The organism is Nonomuraea sp. NPDC048901 (assembly GCF_040649695.1).
GTDB lineage: Bacteria > Actinomycetota > Actinomycetes > Streptosporangiales > Streptosporangiaceae > Nonomuraea.
Genome location: NZ_JBEZFW010000004.1, coordinates 558,031 through 579,827, shown reverse-complemented (window position 1 = coordinate 579,827; position 21,797 = coordinate 558,031). Strand labels below are relative to the sequence as shown.

Sequence of the window (21,797 nt, the reverse complement as noted above, 5' to 3'; positions counted from 1 at the left end):
AGGTCAGCGACCAGAGGCAGATTCGGACTGGCACCCTGCCGAGGCCCTCGGGCGCGACAAGGGCGAGCTCGGCGGCCATGGAACTTGGCGCGTTCCCGAAGCGGACGGCGGTACGCGGGGGTAGGGAGCCGGGGTGTGGGGCCGGGGAACCGCTGGGCGGACGGCTGGCCATCGAGCGCGTTTACCACCATGATGGGAACACCGCCGGTGTTCGACGCCTGGGAGCACGCCTACTCCCTAATCAACTGGACCGATGCGGACGGCAGGTTTGCTGACGGCACGAGTCAGACCAGTTGACTTAACTTCGCAACAATTTATCGGCCCCGCCTCTACTGGTCGGTTTAGACAAATAGGTAAGCTGCCTGCCATGCGTGCGCCCTCCGGTTACCTACTAGCCGCGCGCTACCGGCTTCTGGAGCCGGTCGGCCGCGGCGGCATGGGTACCGTTTGGCGAGCGCACGATGAGCTGCTCGACCGGCACGTGGCGGTCAAGGAGGTCCGGCTGCCGGCCGTGCTCGACGAGGAGCTGCGGGCCGAACTGTGCGCCCGCACCGAGCGCGAGGGCAGGGCGACCGCGATGGTCGCGCACCCGTCGGTCATCACCGTGTTCGACGTGGTCACCGAGGACGACCGGCCGTGGATCGTGATGGAGCTGCTTCAGGCCAAGTCCCTTGAGCAGCTGATCCTTGAGGGCGGACCGCTCCATCCCCGCAAGGCGGCCGAGATCGGGCGGCAGATCCTCGGGGCGCTGCGGGCCGTACACGCCAAGGGGATCCTGCACCGCGACGTGAAGCCCAGCAACGTGCTGGTGATGGAGGACCGCGCGGTCCTGACGGACTTCGGGCTGGCCGCACTGGAAGGTGACGTTTCTATTACCCAGGCGGGCATCGTGCTGGGTTCGGCGGGATACATCGCTCCAGAGCGGGTGCTGGGGTCCAAGGCCAGTCCGGCCGGTGATCTGTGGTCGCTCGGCGCGACCCTCTACACCGCCGTCGAGGGCCGGGGCCTGCACGGGCGCCGCACTGCCGCCGCCGCGCTGGCCGCGCTCACCAGCGGCGAGCCGATCCCGATGACGAAGGCCGGGCCGCTGGCGCCGGTTCTCGACGCGCTGCTGCGCATCGACCCGCAGACCAGGCTCGACTCCGTACGCGCCTCGTTGATGCTGGCCAGGGTCGCGGCGGGCGGCTCCGCGGAGGAGCCGCTGGCCCCGACCAGATCGGTACGGCCGGCGCCGGTGATCACCACTCCCTCTTTCGCGCGCAGGCCCGCACACCGCGGGCTGCACCGAGCAGAGGCCACCGCGGCCGCTTTGGCGGTCCCGCCACCACGTCAGGAACGTAAACCGGGTGAAGGCGTCCATCGGAAACGGGTCGAGCCCCGACCTACACCATCCGCTTATGCCCGTTTCAAAGCGACGGTGATAAAGTTGTGCCTTCCTCGACGGTTCTGGCCAAGAGAACTTCGCAAGCGAGGGTAAAGCACTTCCCAAGCGAGAATCGATATCTTCTTCTCATGCCGGAACAGCAGACACGCCTGCTCGCGGAGCGCTACGAGCTCATCGCGCCCCTCGGCCGAGGGACCATGGGCACCGTATGGCGCGCCCGCGACCGCGCGCTCGGGCGCGAGGTGGCGGTCAAGGAAATCCGCCAGGACCCGGGTCTCACCGAGGAACAGCGGTCTGAGCTGCGCGAACGCATGGTCCGGGAGGGGCGCATCGCCGCCCGGATCCAGCACCCGTCCGTCGCCGCGATCCACGACGTGCTCATCCACGACAACAGCCCGTGGATCATCATGGAGCTCATCGAGGCCCGCTCCCTGGAGCAGGTGATCGACGAAGAGGGCCCGCTGCCGCCCCGGCTGGTGGCGGAGATCGGCGTCGACCTGCTCGGCGCGCTGCGCGCGGCGCACTCCCAGGGCATCACGCATCGCGACGTCAAGCCGGGCAACGTGCTCATCACCGAGAACGGCCGCGTGGTGCTGACCGACTTCGGCATCGCCAAGGCCGAGGGCGACTCCCGGCTCACCAAGACCGGCATGGTCATCGGTTCGCCCGGATACACGGCGCCGGAGCGGGCCAGGGGCGAATACACCGGGCCCGAGTCCGACGTCTGGTCGCTGGGCGCGACGCTGTACTTCGCGGTCGAGGGCCGTCCCGCGTACGAGCGGTCCACGATCGCGGAGACGCTCGCCGCGCTGCTGAGCGAGAACGCCGACCCGCCCACCCAGGCCGGGCAGCTGCGGCCGGTGCTGACCGGGCTGCTGGACAAGGACCACAAGCGGCGACTGTCGGCGGCCAAGGCGGAGACCTTGCTCAGGATGATCGCCGACACGCCCACGAGCGAGATGCCGGCGATCACGGCGGAGGCCCTGATCGCCCAGGAGGCCGGCGTGCCCGACTCGAACGACACGGCGCCCGCCGTACAGCCCCCCAGGGCGGCCGGCACGTGGGGTCCCCCACCCGGCCGTGGGGCGCAGGCTCCGGCCGCGGCGGCCGGTCGGGACGCGCGGTCCCCGCACGCCGCGACGGACTCGAGCGGAATGACGCCGGGCGGAGCGGGTCCGAGCGGCCAGGCGCCGGGCGGGGCGTTCGGTCCCGGTGGGCAAGCCGATCCGCGCGGGCAGGGGCCGATGGGCGGGTCACAGGGGCCCAGGCCCGGTCCGAACGCGTTCGGCACGCCCCCGCAGGGCCCCCAGACAGGAGCACAGGCCGCGCGGGCAGGCGGGGCGCCTGGCGCGCAGGCCGCCGGTCCGGCGACCGGAGCGCGGCCGCACGGGCCCGCAGGTGCCGCTCCCGGGTCTCCGGGATCCACGGGCGCGCCATCCGGCCCTGTGGGCGGCCCGCACGGCTCCACGGGTGCCCCATCCGGGCCCGGTGGCCCTCAGCGTGGCGCCGGAGGGCCTGGCGCCCCGACCGGGCCTCGCCAGAGCGGTGCGTACGACCCCGAGCGGACCATCAGCGTGGCGCGTCCGAAGACCCCCATGCCCCAGGACCCGTCTCGGGGTGGCTCCGACGAGCAGAGCACCGTCACCACCCGCATCCACCACCCTCCGGGGCAGCAGGTCTACCCGGTGCCCCCGCCCCAGCAGAACCCGCGCGGCCCCCAGCCCGGTGGGCCACAAGCAGGGCCGCCCTATATGGGACCGCAGGCTGGACCTCCCATGGGACCGATGGGGCCGCAGCAGGGGCCGCCGACCGGCCCGCACCCAGGCCCGTCACGCCCGGCAGGGCAGTCGGGGCAGGAGCGCCAGGCCGGGCAGGGGCTGGGAACGGACCTGTTCGCCATCGCGAAGGAGCCCGAGCAGGGCCCCACGGGCAACCGCAACGGGATGCTGGTCCTGATGGCCGTGGCCGCGGCCGCCGCCGTGGTGATCGCCGTCCTCATCGTGGCGCTGCTGTCCAGCTGAGCCGAGACAGCCGCGTCCTGTCGTGAGCTGGCGCGGCCTCGTCGTGGCGCCCCTTTCGGGCTGTTCCGGGATGCGTGAGCCAGACTGGGAGGCATGAGCGAGTTCCGCATTGAACATGACTCCATGGGTGAGGTGCGCGTTCCGGTCGGAGCCAGGTGGCGCGCGCAGACGCAGCGGGCGGTGGAGAACTTCCCGGTGTCCGGACGGCCGCTGGAGCCGTCGCACATCGCCGCGCTCGGCCTGATCAAGGCGGTCGCCGCCGAGGTCAACGGAGAGCTCGGCGTGCTGGAGAAGGATCTGTCCGAGGCCATCGCCCAGGCCGCGGCCGACGTCGCGGAGAACGAGCACGACGATCACTTCCCGATCGACGTCTTCCAGACCGGTTCCGGCACCTCCTCGAACATGAACGCCAACGAGGTCGTCGCGACGCTGGCCGAGGAGCGGCTGGGCCGTCCCGTGCACCCGAACGACCACGTCAACGCCTCGCAGTCGTCCAATGACGTGTTCCCGACCTCGATCCATGTGGCGGCGGCGACGGAGGTGACCTACCACCTGCTGCCCTCCCTGGAACACCTGGCGGCGGCGCTGCGGGCCAAGGCGATCCAGTTCGACCAGGTGGTGAAGTCGGGGCGGACGCACCTCATGGACGCCACGCCTGTGACTCTGGGGCAGGAGTTCGGCGGCTACGCCACGCAGATCGAGCACGGCTCCGTACGGGTGAAGACGGCGCTCGGCCACGTACTGGAGCTGCCGCTGGGCGGTACGGCGGTGGGCACCGGCATCAACACCCCGCCGGGCTTCGCGAAGCTGGCGATCGAGAAGCTGCGCGAGGCGACCGGGATCCCGTTCAGGGAGGCGATGGACCACTTCGAGGCGCAAAGCGCCCAGGACTCCATCGTCGAGCTGTCGGGGCAGCTGAAGGTGGTCGCGGTCTCGCTCAACAAGATCGCCAACGACCTGCGGTGGATGGGCTCCGGGCCGCGCGCCGGGCTGGGCGAGATCAACCTGCCGGACCTGCAGCCGGGCTCGTCCATCATGCCCGGCAAGGTCAACCCGGTGATCCCCGAGGCCACGGCCATGGTCGCGGCGCAGGTGATCGGCAACGATGCCGCGATCACGTTCGCGGGCGCGTCGGGCAGCTTCGAGCTGAACGTGCAGCTGCCGGTCATCGCGCGGAACATCCTGGAGTCGATCCGGCTGCTGGCCAACGTCTCGCGGCTGCTGGCCGACCGGTGCGTGTCGGGGATCACGGCGAACGTGCCACGGCTGCGGGAGTACGCGGAGTCGTCGCCGTCGATCGTCACGCCGTTGAACCGGTACGTGGGCTATGAGGAGGCGGCGAAGATCGCCAAGCAGGCGCTGGCCGAGCGCAAGACGATCCGCGAGGTGGTCATCGAACGCGGCCACGTGTCGGCCGGCCGGCTCACGGAGGAACAACTCGATGCCCTGCTGGACGTACTCTCCATGACCCGGCCCGCCGAGTGACGACGACCTCAGAACGCTCGCCGAGTGACGACGGGCCTCAGGCCGCCCTGTGGGTGGCCTGGGCCCAGCGGGTGAGCAGGGTCTCGGCGGCCCCTGAGTCGACGGCGTCCCCCGCCCGCTTGTAGGCGTGGGCCAGGGCCCCGGTGAGGTCGGCGGCGGGCGGTGTGCCGTCGGCCGCGACCAGGGCGGCGGCCGCGTTCAGCAGGACGATGTCGCGGACCGGCCCCCGCTCGCCCGCGAGGACCGCCCGTGCCACCGCCGCGTTGTGCGCCGCGTCGCCGCCGGCCAGGTCCGATGGGCGGGCTCGTGGGATCGACAGGTCCGCCGGGTAGAAGCGGGTCGGGGTGACCGTGCCCTTGCGGACGAGCCAGATGGCCGAGGGGCCGGAGGTGGTCAGCTCGTCGAGGCCGTCGTCACCGCGGAAGACGAGCGAGGAGCCGCCGCGCTCCGCGAGGACGCCCGCGATGACCGGCGCCAGGTCGGGGTGGAAGACCCCGACCGCCTGGGCGGCCGGCAGGGCGGGGTTGGTGAGGGGGCCGAGGAAGTTGAAGACCGTGGGCACCCCCAGCTCCCGCCGCGCCCCCGAGGTGCGTCTCAGCGCCGGGTGGAAGGTGGGCGCGAAGCAGAACGTGATGCCGACCTCCTCCACGACCCGTGCGACACCGGCCGGCGACAGGTCGATGACCACGCCGAGCTCTTCCAGCAGGTCGGCGGCTCCGGTGGCCGAGGAGGCGGCCCGGCCGCCGTGCTTGACGACCTTGGCTCCGGCCGCCGCCGCCACGATGGCCGCCATGGTCGAGACGTTGACCGTGTTGGCCCGGTCGCCGCCGGTGCCGACCAGGTCGACCGGGTCGCCGGGGATCCTGATGGCCGCCGATCTGGCGAGCATGCCGTCGGCCAGGCCGGACACCTCCGCCACGGTCTCGCCCTTGGCGCGCATGGCGATGGCGAACGCGGCGATCTGGGCGTCCGTGGCGGCGCCCGACATGATCTGGTCCATGGCCCAGGCGGCCTGGCCCGAGGTGAGCGAGGTGCCGTCGAGGAGGGTGCTGAGCAGCGCTGGCCAGGTTGTCACTGGACGCCCTTTCGTCTGAGGTGCTCGACAAGGGGGTCCTGACATGACGACGGCCGCCTCGTCGAGGCGGCCGGGATGCGTATGCGCTAGGAGGACCGCCTAAAAGGCGGGCCACCAGGAGTACGAATACGCGTGCATGGGAGAAACCGTATCAGGCACGCGGGTGCCATGGCCGCCGGGACACACCACATAAGGGGCCAGCGATCTATGTCGTGGACACCCATGCCGCCCTCGGCCCGCGAGCGCTTAGGCTCGAAGACATGGCGAACGAGCTGACGGGGCGGACGGCGCTGGTCACGGGGGGCGGAGCCGGCATCGGGGCCGCCTGCGCGAGACGGCTGGCCGCCGGCGGGGCGAAGGTGCTGGTCGTCGACCGGAGCGCGGAGTCGGCGGAGAAGGTGGCCGCCGAGGTCGGCGGGGTGCCGGTGGTGGCCGATCTGAGCGATCCGGAGTTCGTCGGCGTGCTGCCGGACGGGCCCGTCGACATCGTGGTCAACAACGCGGGGTTCCAGCACATGGCGGCGATCGAGGAGTTCCCGCCCGAGGTGTTCGCCACGATGCTGCGGGTCATGGTCGAGGCGCCGTTCCGGATCGCGCGGCACGTGCTGCCGGGCATGTACGCGCGGGGGTGGGGGCGGTTCGTCAACATCTCCTCGGTGCACGGGCTGCGGGCTTCGCCGTACAAGTCGGCGTACACGGCGGCCAAGCATGGGCTGGAGGGGTTCTCCAAGGCCCTCGCGCTCGAAGGGGCGCCCCATGGGGTGACCTCCACCTGCGTGTGTCCCGCTTACGTACGGACCGGGCTGGTCGAGGGCCAGATCGCCGACCAGGCGAAGATGCACGGCATCGACCCGGGCGAGGTGGTCGAGGACATCATGCTGCAGCCCGCGGCGATCAAGCGGCTGATCGAGCCCGACGAGGTGGCCGAACTGGTCGCCTACCTGTGCGGCCCCGCCGGGTCGTTCATCACCGGCGTCTCCGTGCCCCTCGACGGCGGCTGGACGGCACGCTAAAGACGCCATGATGAGCAGACAATTCCTCGAATTGCTGGCCAGGGAGGCGTCGGCCGTCGAGTTCGAGGGGCCGATCATCCAGGCCAGGGCCGCCGGTGCCGACGCGGCGACGGTCGAGGAGCTGGAGCTGGCCAAGGTCGATGCCCTCAAGGTGCGCGACCTCCTGAGACGCCGGGCCAGGCGTGAAGCCGAGCTGTCGGCCCTCTACGACACCGCCAACGACCTGGCCGCGCTGCGCGACCTGGACGCGGTGCTGGAGGCGATCGTGCACCGGGCCAGGCAGCTGCTCGCTACCGACACCGCCTACCTCACGCTGCACGATCCGGCGCGCGGCGACACGTACATGCAGGTGACCGACGGCTCGATCTCGGCCAAGTTCCGGGCGCTCAGGCTGGCGATGGGGGCGGGGCTCGGCGGGCTGGTGGCGCAGAGCGCCACGCCGTACGCGACCGCCGACTATTTCGACGACGCCCGCTTCCACCACAAGAACCACATCGACGAGGCCGTCACCGAGGAGGGCCTGGTCGCGATCCTCGGTGTGCCGCTACGGCTGGGGCAGCGGGTGATCGGCGTGCTGTTCGCGGCCAACCGCAGCCGCCGGCCGTTCCTGCAGGAAGAGGTGTCGCTGCTGGCGAGCCTGGCGGCGCACGCGGCCGTCGCGATCGACAACGCCAGGCTGCTGCAGGAGACCAGGAACGCCCTCGAAGAGCTGTCCACCGCGCACCGCACCGTCAGGGAGCACGGCCAGGCCGTCGAGCGGGCCGCGCTGGCCCACGACCGGATGACCTCGCTGGTGCTGCGCGGCGGCGGCATCGAGGACGTGGCCGCCGTGGTGACGGACGTGCTCGGCGGCTCGCTGGCCGTACTCGATGACCTGGGCCGGCCGATCACCGGAGACGTGGGCGAGCTGGACGCGGGCGTGTTCGAGGCCGCGCAGGCGTCCAGGGCGCTGGGCCGTACCGTGCGCAGGGCGGATCTGCTGATCGCCTCGGTGGACGTCGGCGGTGAGCCGCTCTGCACGCTGATCCTGCGCAGCGACGACGCCGACGAGCGCATCCTGGAGCGGGCGGCGCTGGTCTGCGCGTTGCTGCTGCTGTTCCGCAGGAGCGTGGCCGAGGCGGAGGGCCGGGTGCGGGGCGAGCTGCTCGACGACCTGATCTCCAGGCCCGGCTCCCCCGGCCTGGCCGACCGGGCGCGGCGGCTGGGCGTGGACCTGACCGCGCCGCACGTCGTGGTCGTGGTCCGGCATGACGGGCAGCGCGAGCGGGCCGCCTTCTGGGCGTCGTCGCAGGCCGCCGTACGCCATGGGCTGGCGGCGGGGCGGGCCGATGAGGTCGTGCTGCTGCTTCCCGGCGGCGACGCGGGCGCCATCGCGCAGCGCGTCGCGGCCGAGCTGAGCACGTCGCTGCACACGCCCGCCACGGCCGGAGCCTCACGCAAGAGCGACGTGGCCGCGGCCTACCAGGAGGCCCGGCGCTGCGCGGAGGCGCTCATCGCGCTGGGCCGGGCGGGTGACGGCGCGAGCGCGAGCGAGCTGGGCTTCGTCGGCCTGCTGGTCGGCGACGGCCGCGACGTGCGCGGCTTCGTCGGCTCGGTGCTCGGCCCGGTGGTCGAGTACGACGCCCGCCGGGGCACCGTCCTGGCCGACACGCTGACCGCCTACTTCGGCTCGGGCGGCTCGCCCTCCCGTACGGCCGAGGCCATGCACATCCACGTCAACACCGTCACCCAACGGCTCGACCGCGTCGGCAAGCTCCTGGGCGACGGCTGGCTGGAGCCGGAGCGGGCGCTGGAGATCCAGCTCGCCCTCCGCCTGCACCGGCTCGGCCACACATCCGCACCACAGACTGTGGGTCGCGACGCCATATGAGTGACGCCGGTCACTCCCTAGCGTGACGGCATGGCCACTTCCATCAAGAAGATCGTCGCCGCGAGCCTGATCGGCACCACCATCGAGTGGTACGACTTCTTCCTGTACGGCTCGGCAGCCGCCCTCGTCTTCAACAAGCTCTTCTTCCCCACCGCCGACCCCCTGACCGGGACGCTCCTCGCGTTCCTCACCTACGCCGTCGGGTTCGTCGCCCGCCCGCTCGGCGGCCTGATCTTCGGCCACTTCGGCGACCGGCTCGGCCGCAAGCAGTTGCTGGTGGTCAGCCTGCTGCTGATGGGCGCCGCCACGTTCCTGATCGGCTGCCTGCCGACGTACGCGGGCGTGGGCGCCGCCGCACCGCTGCTGCTGACCCTGCTCCGGCTGGTGCAGGGCTTCGCGCTGGGCGGCGAGTGGGGCGGCGCGGTGCTGATCGTCTCCGAGCACGGCGACGCGGCGCGGCGCGGCTTCTGGGCCTCCTGGCCGCAGGCCGGCGCGCCCGGCGGCAACCTGCTGGCCACCGGCGTACTGGCGGTGCTGGCCGCCACGCAGTCGGACGAGGCGTTCCTGGCGTGGGGCTGGCGGGTGCCGTTCCTGCTGTCGGGCGTGCTGGTGCTGATCGGCCTGTGGATCCGGCTGTCGATCAGCGAGTCGCCGGTGTTCCAGCAGGCCGAGCCCGAGGAGACCGCGCCGATCATCGGGGTGCTGCGCCACCACTGGCGTGACGTCGTCGTCGCGATCGGCGCGCGGCTGGCCGAGAACATCTCGTTCTACCTGCTCACGGTCTTCGTCATCACCTACGCGAAAGCGAACAAGATCGAGAACACCACCGTGCTCAACGCCGTGCTGATCGCCTCGGCCATCCACTTCGTCACGATCCCGATGTGGGGCGCGCTGTCGGACCGGATCGGCCGCCGCCCGATGTACCTGGCCGGGGCGGCCGGCATCGGACTGTGGATCTTCGCGTTCTTCCCGCTCGTCGACACCGGCAACTTCCTGGCGATCACGCTGGCCATCACCGTGGGCCTGCTCTTCCACGGCATGATGTACGGCCCGCAGGCAGCCTTCTTCGCCGAACTGTTCGGCACCAGGATGCGCTACACCGGAGTGTCGATCGGCGCCCAGCTGTCGGCCATCGTGGCCGGGGCGCTGGCCCCGATCATCGCGGTCGCGCTGTTGAAGAGCTACGGCAGCGGCCTGCCGATCTCCGTCTACCTCGGCCTGGCGGCCGTCCTCACCCTGGTCGCCGTCTACGCCGCCAGGGAGACCCAGGGCCGCGACCTGGCCGAGAAGGTGAACGCGTGAAGGTCACTACGCCCCGGCTCACCCAGCACGTCCTGACCGTGGCGGGCAGGGACAGCGGCGAGCCCGTGCTGTTCGTGCACGGCAACGTCTCCTCCGGCGCGTTCTGGCGGGACACCATGGCCGCGCTGCCCGAGGCGTACCGGCCGCTCGCGGTGGACCTGCGCGGGTTCGGCGAGACCGACCCCGAGCCCGTGGACGCCACGCGGGGCCTGCGCGACTACTCCGACGACCTGATCGAGCTGATCGACCGGCTGGGCCTGGAGCGGGTTCACCTGGTCGGCTGGAGCATGGGCGGCGGCATCGTCCTGCGGCTGCTGCGCGACCGTCCCGGCGCGGTCAGGAGCGTCACGCTGGTCAACCCCGTATCGCCGTACGGCTACGGCGGCACGGAGGGCGCGGACGGCCGGCTCACCCACGCGGACGGCACCGGAGCGGGTGCCGGGGCCGCCAACCCCGACTTCGTGTCCCGCCTCAAGGCGGGCGACATGACGGACGAATCCCCCACGTCCCCTCGCTCGGTGTTCCGGACCACGTATGTGAAGAACCCGGTCCCCGACGAGGACTTCTACGTCCGCTCCATGCTCACCACCCGCGTCGGCGAGGCCCACTACCCGGGCGACTCCGCCGGCTCGGCGCAGTGGCCGGGCGTGGCGCCGGGCAAGCACGGCGTGCTCAACGCCCTGGCCCCCACCCATTTCCGGCTCGACGACCTGCACGAGATCGACCCCAAGCCGCCCATCCTGTGGATCAGGGGCGCCGACGACGTGATCGTCTCCGACACCTCGCTGTTCGACCTGGCCCACCTCGGCCAGTTGGGCGTGGTGCCCGGCTCGCCCGGCACCACCGCGCAGCCCATGGTGACCCAGACCAGGGCCGTGCTCGACCGCTACGGCCGCTACCGGGAGGCCGTGCTGACGGAGTGCGGCCACAGCCCGCACCTGGAGCGTCCCGCCGACTTCCAGCGCCTGCTGGCCGACCATCTCGCGGAGTCCTGATGTTCGTCGCGTTAACCCTGGTGGCCGCCCTGCTGACACCCGCCCAAAGCGGCATCACGGTGCCGGGCGCCGAGCACACCATCAGCGCCCGGCTCGACGACCTGACCACGGCGGGCACCGTCGGTACGGGCCACACCGATCCGGCCGACTGGGCCGGGCTGCACTCGGCGGCCACCGTCAACCCCACCGGCGTCCCCGGCGTCCAGATCGACGGCTACTTCCCCGACACCTCGGCAACCAACACCAACCACGGCTGGAACCACGACTCCCAGTTCGTCATCAGGCTCCCCGAGAACTGGAACGGCGGCCTGGTCGTCACCGGCACCCCGGGCAACAGGGAGCAGTACGCCAACGACTTCACGATCTCCGACTGGGTCCTGTCGAAGGGCTACGCGTTCGCCGCCACGGACAAGGGCAACACCGGCCTGGAGTTCTACGCCGACGGCCGCCGCCCGGGAGACGCGATCGCCGAGTGGAACGAGCGCGTCACCCAGCTCACGGTCGCCGCCAAGGCCGTCGTCAGACAGCGGTACGGCCGCCAGCCCCGGCGCACGTTCATGGCCGGCATCTCCAACGGCGGCTACCTCGTCCGCTGGCAGCTGGAGAACCGCGGTTGGCTCTACGACGGCGGCGTCGACTGGGAGGGCACGCTCTGGCGGGTCAAGGGCGACAACCTGCTCAACTTCCTGCCCCAGGCACTGAAGGGGTCTCCGGAGCAGGCCGGCTTCGCCGCGGGCTCGGAGTTCCTCTGGCCCTTCCACCGGCAGTACTACTGGGAGATCACCCAGCGGCTCTACCAGAAGGAGCTCGACCCCTCCTACGAGGGCGCCCCGGCGGACTACGACTACAACGCGCGCAAGCCGTACGCGGCCGTCGCCAAGATCGCGCTGACCGGCCGGATCACCAAGCCGCTCATCACCATCCACGGCACACTCGACTCGCTGCTGCCGATCTCGCGTGACTCCGACGTCTACGCCAAGATGGTCGGCCCGCACCGGCCGTTCCGCTATCACCGGGTCGAGGGCGGCAATCACCTCGACAGCCTGGTGGACGTCTACCCCGACAAGCTGAAGCCGATGCTGCCGGTCTTCAGAGACTCCTTCACCGAGCTGGAGGACTGGGTCAGTCCCTGAGGTAGCGATGCCTGCCCGCGCGCGCCAGCCGGACGATGTGCCGCGCGCCGGGCAGGCGCCGGCCGATCCGGTGCAGCAGCGTGTCCGTGCCCATCGCCGAGCGCCGCTCGGGGTCCACGGCGGCCGACGGCCGCACCTCGATCCTGCCCCTGCGCACCTCCAGCCCGAACCGCAGGCCGATCTCGTCGTCGGCGGTACGCAGCGAGGAGAGCCAGGCTCCGGGGCCGAGACTGTCCTTTCCCGGCATCATCCGCTTGACCGGCACCTTGGCCACCAACTGGCCGGCGATCTTGCCCGGCACCCCCGGCTCTACCAGCGCGGGCGCGCTCACCTCGCGTGGCCGCCGCGCGGTGTTGCGCAGCACCAGCTCCAGCGCGGGACCGCCGCTCGGCGGCACGTACGGCACGGGCAGCACGACGTACAGGTGCCCCTCCTGCCGCCGGATGATCACTCCGGGTGACACCAGCGCGATCGACTCCGAGAACGAGCGCGGCTCGACGGCCAGCCCGAGCTCGCCCGCGTCGCTCCAGCAGGGCACCACCAGGCGCATCCTGGGCCGCTGGGCGAGCACGCCGAGGCAGTTCAGCGGGCCGTCCGGGCGGCGGACCCGGCTCCTGGCCTGGTGCGCGCCGCCGAACATGCGGACGTGCACCTCCCACTGGCCGGCCTTGAGCGGCTCGCCGTGCGCCGCGGCCGTCACGTCGACCCTGGCCTCGCCGACGATCCGCACGCGGACGTGGCGGCGCCCGTCCTGGACCCGTTCGACCCGGTAGGCGACCGGCAGGTAGTGGATGACGCTCGTCTCGCTGTGCCGTACGTACACCTCGATGCGGGCCCGCTCGATGGCGGCGGTGACGTCCAGGACGCTGTCGGGCAGCAGCCTGGCGTCGACCGATCGGGGTGGCTGCCAGAGCAGCCGCTCGCCGTCCGTACGGAATCTGGTGGGCCACCCGTCACCGCCCAGGACCTCCACGGACAGGCCGAGCACCAGCACCTGAGCGTCCCAGCGGACTTCGCTCAGGTCCGCCCGCAGCCCGGCCCGCCCGGAGGAGTTGGCCAGGACGACGAGCTGGTCCAGCCGTCCGGTACGGACGAAGGTGGCCACGGCCCGCAGCTGGACCGGCAGGTAGCGGTCGAGGCGCTCGGGGAAGCTGTCGAGCACGAGCTGCCTGATCAACCTGAAGTGCATGCCCCGGTCCACGGACGAGGCGAAGAACCGGCTGCTCAGCAACGGTTTGAGCACGGTGGTGCGCAGCCAGTGGCCGTACATGCGGTCGCGCTGGCGCCCGTCGCTCACGTAGGCGTCGATGTCGGCGAGCAGGATCCGCAGCTCGGCCACGGTGGTGCGCGGGTCCTCCACGACCTCCTCGCGCTCGCCGATGTGGCAGCAGATCTGATCGGCCAGCACGGCGACGACCTTGGCCTGCAGGTAGGCCCGTACGGCGAATGCCTGCTCGGCCACCTGCCCGCCGGGCACGGCGAAGCCCAGCTCGTGCTCCTCCAGGAAGGCGCGGCGGTAGAGCTTGTGCGGGGTGAGCAGGCTGAGCAGCCGGTCGCGCAGGATGTCGGCCCGTCCCCTGCTGCGCACGAACGCGGTCACCGGCGGCCCCACGTCCCGCACCAGGCGGCCGACCAGCACGTCGGCGTCGGTCTCCACGGCCCGCTCGTGCATGCTCAGCAGGGCGCCGCGCTCCAGCCGGTCGCCCTGGTCCATCAGGTAGATGTAGTCGCCCTTGGCGGCGGCCATGCCGACGTTGCGTCCTCGCATCGGTGAGCCGGTGTGTGGCAGGTGCAGCACTCGGACGTTCCTGCGGACCGCGGCGACCGTGTCGAGCCGCTCCGCGATCCCGTCCATGGAACCGTCGTCCACGAAGATCACTTCATAGTCGTCCGCGGGCATGCTCTGCTCCAGGACGGAGCGGATGCACGCGTCGGCGCGGCTTCCCGGGTTGTGGACATTAACGATCACACTGACCTTCACACCCATGTGGTCAGCGTGCGCCGACCTATCTCATGGGGCGCGGCGGCTTGCCGATTGCAGAAGAAAAGATGGCTCGTTAATACCATCCACTGGCCTGCGAGTGCCCCCAGGCGCCGCAGGGCGTGCCGTAGCGGCCCTTGATGTAGCCGAGACCCCACTTGATCTGCGTGGCCGCGTTGGTCTGCCAGTCGCCGCCCGCGCTGGCCATCTTGCTGCCGGGCAGGGACTGCGGGATGCCGTAGGCGCCGGAGTAGCGGTTCATGGCCCGCTCGTTCCAGCCGCTCTCCTTCTGCCAGAGCCGCTCCAGGCAGCCCCACTGGTCGGCGCCGAAGCCCGCCCCGGCCAACATCTGCTTGGCGACGGCCTTGTTACTGCCCGGCGAGGGGTTGCTGCCCGGCGGGAAGTCGGCGGGCGGGAACCCGTCGCCGCCCGGTGACTTCTTCTTGACCACGATCCAGTCGAGGTCGTCGGCCTTGCCGCCCTGGCGGCTCTCCTTGAGCTTGCGCGCCTGGTACGCCTTGACCCCCGCCTCCTTGAGCGCGTCGCTCTCGGGGTCGGGCGCGTAGAGGTCGCCGCTGGCGATCCGGCCGAAGTCCTCCGCCGAGATGGGCGTGGGCGGCGTGTTGGCGTTCTGGATCGCTCGGTAGGCGACGAAGGCACCGCCGCCACAGACGACCACGACGGACAACCCGATGACCACCACGCGCTTCACTGTCCGCGAGGACGAACGGGCCGGTCGACGTGCCGAGCGGGGGGTTTCCGGCGCGGGGCGCTCACTCAACTGCGGACCAGGGCTCACGACCCATGAGCTTGCCCTGTCATGGGGGGTGGTTCGCAACCGAAACGGGATATCCGATTGGCGCCACATTTACTAACGGGCTGGTTGGCGCACAGATTTACCAGCGGTGTGATTTTCGTCACATCATCCGGCCCGCCCTTCGGGCGCCCGTCACCGAAGGGAGGGCCGCTTCTAGCGTGCCTGGCGTTGTTTTGGGTCTTGTGCGCGCCATGTCACAGTTTCATGACAGAACGCAGATAGTCGCAGCTGGGAAGAATAATGTCCGCGTGGCTGGCATCCTCCTCGTCGAAGACGACCCCTCCGTCCGCACGGCTCTAGAGCTGGCGCTGACCAGGCAGGGGCACTCCGTCACCTCGTACGCGACCGGCGAGGAAGCCCTCGAGCACGTCAGGTCCCGCCGCCCCGAGATCGCGATCCTCGACGTCATGCTGCCCGGCATGGACGGGGTCGAGGTGTGCCGGCGCATCCGCCGGCTCGACCAGCTCCCGGTCATCCTGCTCACCGCGCGCGGCGACGACCTGGACGTGGTGGTCGGGCTGGAGGCCGGCGCCGACGACTACGTGGTCAAACCGGTCGAACCCCGGGTCCTGGACGCCCGCATCCGCGCCATCCTGCGCCGGGCCGAGTCCGCCGCCTCCGACCGGATCTCCTTCGGCGACCTCATGATCGACCGGGGCGCGCTGAAGGTCACGCTGGACAGCAAGGAGATCCACCTGACGCCGACCGAGCTGCGGCTGCTGCTGGAGCTCGTACGGCATCCCGGCCAGGTGCTCAACCGTCGCTACCTGCTGCGGGCCGTCTGGGACCACACGCACGTGGCCGACTCGCGCCTGGTCGACGCCTGCGTGCAGCGGGTACGCGCGAAGATCGAGCCGAGACCGGCGGAGCCGGTGTTCATCCACACCGTGCGCGGGTTCGGTTACCGGTTCAGCCCTCCGTGATCCCGCTGCCCACCGGGCTGCGCGCGCGCCTGGTCATCACGTTCACCCTGGTCGCCGTCACCGCCTCCTTCCTCGTCGCCACCATCGGTTTCGAGCTGGCCAAGTCGGCGCTCATCAAACGGGCCGAGGACACCTCCATCGACCTGGTGACCAGGGAACTGGGCCGCATCACCTTCCCGGTCGGCACGCTCCGGCAGGGCGAGGCCCCGCCCACCACCAAGAACCTGGAGAACGTCGCCCAGTCCCTCAACGGCCCCGGCCGCAGCGTCGTCGTCGAGTACAAGAACCTGGCCTACGCCGAAGGCCCGCTCAACATGAACGACGTGCCCAACGAGCTGTACGGCCGCGCCAAGCGGAACGTCGTCACCCAGCGCACCCTCATCCACGACGAGCTCTGGCTCATCGTCGGCGCCGAGGTCTACCGCAGCACCGACGCCGGACCCGAGGCCACCGGCCTGCGGGCCTTCGTGTTCTTCCCGCTGCGCGACGACGAGCGCCAGCTGTCCACGCTCAGGGGCAAGCTCACCCAGGGCGGCGCGGTCATCCTGATGATCGCCCTGGTCGTGGCCTTGCTGTCGGCCAGGCAGGTGCTGCTGCCCGTCAGGCGGCTCAGCGCCGCCGCGCAGGCGCTCGGTCAGGGCCGCCTGGACACGCGCCTGCCCGTACACGGTCAGGACGAGCTGGCCGAGCTCACCTCCAGGTTCAACGACGCGGCGGCGGCGCTGGAGCTCAGCGTGTCGGAGCTGCGCGCGCTGGAGGCGCTGTCGCGCCGCTTCGTCGCCGACGTCTCGCACGAGCTGCGCACCCCGCTCACCGCGATGACCGCCGTGGCCGACATGCTCTCCGAGGAGGCCGAGCGGCTGCCCAGCGAGCCCGCGGAGGCGGTACGCCTGGTGCTGCGGGAGATCGAGCGGCTGCGCGGCCTGGTCGAGCACCTCATCGAGATCAGCCGCTTCGACGCGGGCACGGCGACGCTCAACCTGGAACCGGTCAACGTGTGCGACGCCATCCACGACTGCCTGGAGGTACGCGGCTGGAGCGAGCAGGTGGAGGTGCACACCTCCCGCATCCTGACGGTCAATCTCGACCCGAGGAGGTTCGACGTCATCGTGGCCAACCTCGTCGGCAACGCGCTCAAGCACGGACTGCCGCCCGTGGTGGTCAACGCCAGGGCCACCAAGAACGGGCTGGAGGTCAAGGTACGCGACCACGGCAAGGGCATCCCGGTCGAGGCGATGCCCCATGTATTCGACCGCTTCTTCAAGGCCGGCGCGGGGCGGGCGCGCAGCCAGGGCAGCGGTCTCGGTCTGGCCATCGCGCGGGCCAACGTACACCTGCACGGCGGCACCATCTCGGTGCGCCGGCAGGAGCCGGGCACGCTCTTCACGGTCTGGCTGCCTCATGGCTGACCGTCGGGCCCTCGTAGCCGCGCTCCTCGCTCTCTTCGCGGTGGCCGCCTGCGGCATCTCCCCCACGGACGTCGAGGAACGGGCCGCGCCGCCGGTCATCGAGGTGCCGCCGCCGTCGAAGACCATCTACCTGCTCAAGAACGGCAAGCTGACGCTGGAGCCCGCCGACGTCGACTCCGACACGGTCAGCAGCCTGCTCACCGCCCTGTTCGACGCCTCCGGGATGCCGCTCGGCGACCGGGACACCGCCCTGCGCGGCTTCACCTTCGAGCGCATCGAGGACTCGCTGAACCCCATCCAGCGCGACGAGGTCCAGCTGCCGCGCACCTCGACGCTGACCGTCTTCATCAGGGGCGAGGGCACGCTGAGCAAACTGGCCAAGGCCCAGATCGTCTGTACGGCCCAGCAGGACGCCGCGTTCGAGCAGGTCAAGATCGTCCACCAGTACCCGGACGACCGCCCCTCCAAGACGGAGGGACGGTTCATCTGCGGCGACCTGAAGTGACCTACCTGAAGGGCCTTACAGGGTGATGTCCTCCAGCATCTCGGTCACCAGTGCGGCGATCGGCGAGCGCTCCGACCTGGTCAGCGTCACGTGCGCGAACAGCGGATGGCCCTTCAGCTTCTCCACCACCGCCACGACACCGTCGTGCCGGCCGACCCGCAGGTTGTCACGCTGGGCGATGTCGTGGGTGAGCACCACCCGGGAGTTGGCGCCGATCCTGCTCAGCACGGTCAGCAGCACCCCGCGCTCCAGCGACTGCGCCTCGTCCACGATCACGAACGCGTCGTGCAGCGACCGGCCGCGGATGTGCGTGAGCGGCAGCACCTCCAGCATGCCGCGGTCGAGCACCTCCTCGATCACTTCGGGCGAGCTGACCGCGCCCAGGGTGTCGAAGACCGCCTGGGCCCACGGGCCCATCTTCTCGCCCTCGGAGCCGGGCAGGTAGCCGAGCTCCTGGCCGCCGACGGCGTACAGGGGGCGGAAGACGACGACCTTGCGGTGCTGGCGGCGCTCCAGCACGGCCTCCAGGCCCGCGCAGAGTGCCAGCGCCGACTTGCCGGTGCCCGCGCGCCCGCCCAGCGAGACGATCCCGATCTCCGGGTCCATCAGCAGGTCGAGCGCGATGCGCTGCTCCGCGGAGCGGCCGTGCAGGCCGAACACCTCCCGGTCGCCACGCACCAGCCGCACCGACTTGTCCGGCAGCACGCGGCCGAGTGCCGAGCCCTTGGCCGACAGCATCCGCAGGCCTGTGTGCGTCGGCAGGTCTCTGGCCTCCTCCAGATCCGCCGTGCCGTGCTCGAAGAGCGTTCCCACATCCTCCGTGGTCACCTGGACCTCGGCCATCCCGGTCCAGCCCGACTCGACCACCAGCTCGGCGCGGTATTCCTCCGCGGACAAGCCGATCGAGGCGGCCTTGACCCTCATGGGCAGATCCTTGGAGACCAGCACGACATCGCAGCCCTCGGCGGCGAGCGAGCGCGCCACGGTCAGGATGCGGGTGTCATTGTCGCCAAGGCGGAACCCGACGGGCAAGATGGATGGATCACTGTGGTTGAGCTCAACCCTGATCGTGCCGTCTCCCGTGGGCATCGGCTCGTCCAGCCGGCCGTACTGAACTCGTAGATCGTCGAGGTAGCGCAAAGCTTTCCTCGCGAAATAGCCGAGTTCGGGGTGGTGTCGCTTGCCCTCCAGTTCGGTGATGACCACGATCGGGAGGACCACGTCGTGCTCAGCGAACCGGGTCATGGCCGCCGGGTCCGCTAGCAGGACCGAGGTGTCCAGCACATACGTGCGCTTGGCCGGGTTGATCGAAGGGTTGCTCGAGGACACTGCCACACGTTCTCCCCCGGGCGCCCATCGAAACGGGCACCCTGCAGACGAGGTGGGAACCGGACCGGACCCGCGTCCCCGACCAAGACCTGTCGGCGGCGCCGGATTCCGGCCCCCCGCGGCAGGTGTTGGTGCAAAGGCGGGCCCTCTCCGGAGTGTCCGGCCTGTGACCGGACACTTATCACGTTACGTCCTGGATACCCAGTTGTCCCGTCAGGAACCGTAACGTCGGTGTCTCGCGGCGTAGTCGCGCAGCGCCCGCAGGAAGTCCACCCTGCGGAAGTCGGGCCAGTATGCCTCATGGAAGTAGAACTCTGAGTGAGCGCTCTGCCACAGCATGAAGCCCGACAGGCGTTGCTCGCCTGAGGTCCGGATGAGAAGATCCGGGTCGGGTTGGCCGCGAGTGTAGAGATGCTCCGCGATGTGCTCGACATCGAGTACCTCGACGAGGTCCTCGATGCTGGCACCCTTGCTGGCGTGCTCCTGGAGGAGTGAGCGCACCGCATCGGCAATCTCACGCCTTCCTCCATACCCAACTGCAACGTTCACAATCAGGCCGGGACGGTGCGATGTGACTTCTTTTGCGTTTTTGAGGACATTCGCCGTCCGGTCGGGGAGCAGATCCAGCGCGCCGACCGGGCTGATCCGCCAGCCCGCCTCCACCAGCTCCCGCGTCACGTCCTCGATGATGCGCAGGAGCGGCTCCAGCTCCTCGCTCGGCCGGTTGAGGTTGTCGTTGGACAGCATCCAGATGGTGACCACCTCGACGCCGGTCTCGCGGCACCAGGTGACCAGCTCGGCTATCTTGTCGGCACCCTTGCGGTGACCACTCGCGACATCACGCATGCCCATGGCCCGCGCCCAGCGCCGGTTGCCGTCGATGATGACCCCGACGTGCCGGGGGACGCTGTCCTTCGACAGCTTGGTCTCCAGCCGGTGCTCGTACAGCCGGTAGACCAGATCGCGCAGGCCCACGGAGTCCTCCCCATCGGTGCCGTGCCTATGGTCGAATGACCCAACAGGCAATTATCACCGCGTTTCACCCCCGCCTGCCCCCTCAACCGGAATCCCGGCCGCCCAGGCAGTCCTCCGCCTCGTCGACCAGACCGTGTACGAACGCGGCCAACTCGGACGATGTCAGGACCGCCCGCATCCCCACGCCGCTGGAGCCCCAGGCTTCGACGTAGGCCCTGCGGGTCACCCGCCACTCGCCCTGGGCGGGTAGCCAGATGGGGATGGTCCTGAGCTGGCAGCGTAGCTCCCCGCCGTTCACCGCGCCGGACCTCGCGCGATATCGGAACGAGAACAGCTCGCTCCCGCCTTCGTCGCCGGGGAACCTGTCATCAGGATCCGGCCATTTGCCCGCTTCGCCCTGCTCCTGCTCCTCGCGTGCCCGGCTGACGCCGCGCGCCAGCCGTTCCAGCAGCCAGCCGCAGCGCTCGCCGACGATCCCGTATGGCGCGCCGTCGCGGCGGAGTTCCAGGGTGATCTCGTACGGCATGCCGACGCTGTCCGTGCACGCGACGGGCGTGACGGTCAGGTATGAGCCGTCAACACAGCGGAGTCCTCCCATGTCAAGAGGGTATCCCCCGTCAAACCCCGGCAAACCCGTAGAAATACCCAGCTGTGCCACCGAATACCTGGTCGCGATCTGTGCCGCCGAGCAGGGCCGTGGCCACCTCCCAGACCGTCCGGTAGTCGGCCGCCAGCAGGGCCACAGGCCAGTCGCTGCCGTACATCAGCCGCTCGGGCCCGAACGCCTCCACCGCGTGCTCCACGTACGGCCTGAGGTCCTCCACGGTCCACTCCTGGTGATCCGCCTCGGTGACCAATCCCGAGACCTTGGCGTACACGTTGGGGCACGCGGCGGCCCGGGTGAGCTGGGCGGCCCACGGCTCCCACTCGTGGTCCTTGATCCGCGGCTTGGACAGGTGGTCGATGACGATCTTCAGGTTCGGATGCCGCTCGGCGAGGGTGACGACGTGGTCGAGGTGGCGCGGCAGCAACGACGGCACATCGAGGGTCAGACCGGCCTCGGCCAGCAGCCCCAGCGACTCCAGGACGCGGTCTTGGACCACCCAGTCGGGGTCGGGCTCGTCGTGGATGAGGTGGCGGACACCGGCAAACTTCGGATGTCTCCCGTAGCGGTCGATGGCCGCCGCGGCCTCCTCCGGGCGCTCCAGCGGCACCCAGCCGACGACCGCGGCGATGAAGTCGTGCGCCTCGGCCTGGGCCAGCATGGCGTCGGTGTCCTCGTAGCAGTCGGCCGCCTGCACCAGGACCGTGGCTTCTATGCCGGTGGCGGCGAGCTCCGGCTGGAGGTCCTCGGGGGCGTAGGTGCGGTGCAGGGGGCCTAGGTCGGGGGTCAGCCAGGTGTACCAGCCGGTCTCGACATTCCAGAAATGCTGGTGCGCATCCACTATCACCCGGCAAACCTAGGATGTCTGGATATATCAGATCAAGAGGCAGCAGCCATGCGGTCGCCCGGCCTGACGCGCGACTGAGCGCGCCGCCCGGCCTGACGCGCGACTGAGCGCGCCGCCCGGCCTGACGCG

18 protein-coding genes are annotated in these 21,797 nt (G+C 70.6%); 11 read left to right on the top strand and 7 right to left on the bottom strand.

The window, feature by feature from the left end:
• Nucleotides 1–367: 367 nt before the first annotated feature.
• The 3 genes from AB0C30_RS16520 (at nucleotide 368) to AB0C30_RS16510 (ending at nucleotide 4,890) form a co-directional block, all read left to right on the top strand.
• A complete protein-coding gene (locus AB0C30_RS16520; protein ID WP_357944060.1) occupies nucleotides 368–1,477 on the top strand; it encodes a serine/threonine-protein kinase in 1,110 nt (369 codons plus the stop codon).
• Between the two features lie 35 nt (nucleotides 1,478–1,512).
• Complete coding sequence (locus tag AB0C30_RS16515; RefSeq protein WP_357944058.1) at nucleotides 1,513–3,405, top strand: protein kinase; 1,893 nt, start codon at nucleotides 1,513–1,515, stop codon at nucleotides 3,403–3,405.
• 93 nt (nucleotides 3,406–3,498) lie between these two features.
• Complete coding sequence (locus AB0C30_RS16510; protein WP_357651720.1) at nucleotides 3,499–4,890, top strand: class II fumarate hydratase; 1,392 nt, start codon at nucleotides 3,499–3,501, stop codon at nucleotides 4,888–4,890.
• Between the two features lie 37 nt (nucleotides 4,891–4,927).
• On the opposite strand, the gene trpD is transcribed toward AB0C30_RS16510, so the two are convergent.
• A complete protein-coding gene (gene trpD, locus AB0C30_RS16505) occupies nucleotides 4,928–5,965 on the bottom strand; it encodes an anthranilate phosphoribosyltransferase (protein WP_357944056.1) in 1,038 nt (345 codons plus the stop codon).
• A gap of 260 nt (nucleotides 5,966–6,225) precedes the next feature.
• Here trpD and AB0C30_RS16500 point away from each other — a divergent pair, with 260 nt between their 5' ends.
• From AB0C30_RS16500 to AB0C30_RS16480, 5 genes are read left to right on the top strand one after another with little or no spacing between them, the layout of a single operon-like run.
• Nucleotides 6,226–6,978: an SDR family NAD(P)-dependent oxidoreductase gene (locus tag AB0C30_RS16500; protein ID WP_357944054.1), complete on the top strand. Its 753-nt coding sequence runs from the start codon at nucleotides 6,226–6,228 to the stop codon at nucleotides 6,976–6,978.
• A 7-nt stretch (nucleotides 6,979–6,985) separates the two neighbouring features.
• Nucleotides 6,986–8,848, top strand: a complete 1,863-nt coding sequence (locus tag AB0C30_RS16495) for a helix-turn-helix domain-containing protein (RefSeq protein ID WP_357944052.1) — start codon at nucleotides 6,986–6,988, stop codon at nucleotides 8,846–8,848.
• A 30-nt stretch (nucleotides 8,849–8,878) separates the two neighbouring features.
• Entirely contained in the window at nucleotides 8,879–10,150 is a 1,272-nt protein-coding gene (locus AB0C30_RS16490) for an MFS transporter (protein WP_357944050.1), read from the top strand.
• Nucleotides 10,147–11,145 (top strand): alpha/beta hydrolase, encoded by a 999-nt coding sequence (locus AB0C30_RS16485; RefSeq protein WP_357944048.1) that lies wholly within the window; start codon nucleotides 10,147–10,149, stop codon nucleotides 11,143–11,145. Before AB0C30_RS16490 ends, AB0C30_RS16485 begins: the two co-directional genes overlap by 4 nt.
• Nucleotides 11,145–12,278, top strand: coding sequence for a tannase/feruloyl esterase family alpha/beta hydrolase (locus AB0C30_RS16480; RefSeq protein WP_357944046.1), 1,134 nt, complete (start codon nucleotides 11,145–11,147; stop codon nucleotides 12,276–12,278). Before AB0C30_RS16485 ends, AB0C30_RS16480 begins: the two co-directional genes overlap by 1 nt.
• Here AB0C30_RS16480 and AB0C30_RS16475 read toward each other — a convergent pair.
• Both AB0C30_RS16475 and AB0C30_RS16470 read right to left on the bottom strand, forming a co-directional pair.
• Nucleotides 12,268–14,265 carry a glycosyltransferase family 2 protein gene (locus AB0C30_RS16475; RefSeq protein WP_357944044.1) on the bottom strand — a complete coding sequence of 666 codons (1,998 nt, stop codon included), beginning with the start codon at nucleotides 14,263–14,265 and terminating at the stop codon, nucleotides 12,268–12,270. The genes AB0C30_RS16480 and AB0C30_RS16475 overlap by 11 nt on opposite strands.
• A 70-nt stretch (nucleotides 14,266–14,335) precedes the next feature.
• Nucleotides 14,336–14,971, bottom strand: a complete 636-nt coding sequence (locus AB0C30_RS16470; RefSeq protein WP_357944042.1) for a lytic transglycosylase domain-containing protein — start codon at nucleotides 14,969–14,971, stop codon at nucleotides 14,336–14,338.
• Nucleotides 14,972–15,324: 353 nt separating this feature from the next.
• Between AB0C30_RS16470 and AB0C30_RS16465 the strand changes: the two genes are divergently transcribed.
• The 3 genes from AB0C30_RS16465 to AB0C30_RS16455 are packed head-to-tail and all read left to right on the top strand — an operon-like array spanning nucleotide 15,325 to nucleotide 17,913.
• The gene (locus AB0C30_RS16465; protein ID WP_357944040.1) at nucleotides 15,325–15,999 is read left to right on the top strand and encodes a response regulator transcription factor; all 675 of its coding nucleotides are present in this window, start codon (nucleotides 15,325–15,327) and stop codon (nucleotides 15,997–15,999) included.
• Complete coding sequence (locus tag AB0C30_RS16460; protein ID WP_357944038.1) at nucleotides 15,996–17,408, top strand: HAMP domain-containing sensor histidine kinase; 1,413 nt, start codon at nucleotides 15,996–15,998, stop codon at nucleotides 17,406–17,408. The genes AB0C30_RS16465 and AB0C30_RS16460 overlap by 4 nt, the downstream gene beginning before the upstream one ends.
• On the top strand, nucleotides 17,401–17,913 hold the full coding sequence (locus AB0C30_RS16455; RefSeq protein WP_357944036.1) for a hypothetical protein: 513 nt from the start codon (nucleotides 17,401–17,403) through the stop codon (nucleotides 17,911–17,913). Before AB0C30_RS16460 ends, AB0C30_RS16455 begins: the two co-directional genes overlap by 8 nt.
• Before the next feature lie 15 nt (nucleotides 17,914–17,928).
• Here the strand turns inward: AB0C30_RS16455 and AB0C30_RS16450 are convergent, their stop codons facing one another.
• The 4 genes from AB0C30_RS16450 to AB0C30_RS16435 form a co-directional block, all read right to left on the bottom strand.
• Nucleotides 17,929–19,248: a PhoH family protein gene (locus AB0C30_RS16450; RefSeq protein ID WP_357944034.1), complete on the bottom strand. Its 1,320-nt coding sequence runs from the start codon at nucleotides 19,246–19,248 to the stop codon at nucleotides 17,929–17,931.
• Nucleotides 19,249–19,455: 207 nt separating this feature from the next.
• Complete coding sequence (locus AB0C30_RS16445) at nucleotides 19,456–20,217, bottom strand: isoprenyl transferase (RefSeq protein ID WP_214639665.1); 762 nt, start codon at nucleotides 20,215–20,217, stop codon at nucleotides 19,456–19,458.
• Nucleotides 20,218–20,299: 82 nt separating this feature from the next.
• Nucleotides 20,300–20,815 (bottom strand): hypothetical protein, encoded by a 516-nt coding sequence (locus AB0C30_RS16440; RefSeq protein WP_357944032.1) that lies wholly within the window; start codon nucleotides 20,813–20,815, stop codon nucleotides 20,300–20,302.
• A gap of 19 nt (nucleotides 20,816–20,834) precedes the next feature.
• Nucleotides 20,835–21,668 (bottom strand): amidohydrolase family protein, encoded by an 834-nt coding sequence (locus tag AB0C30_RS16435; RefSeq protein WP_357944030.1) that lies wholly within the window; start codon nucleotides 21,666–21,668, stop codon nucleotides 20,835–20,837.
• Between the last annotated feature and the right edge of the window lie 129 nt (nucleotides 21,669–21,797).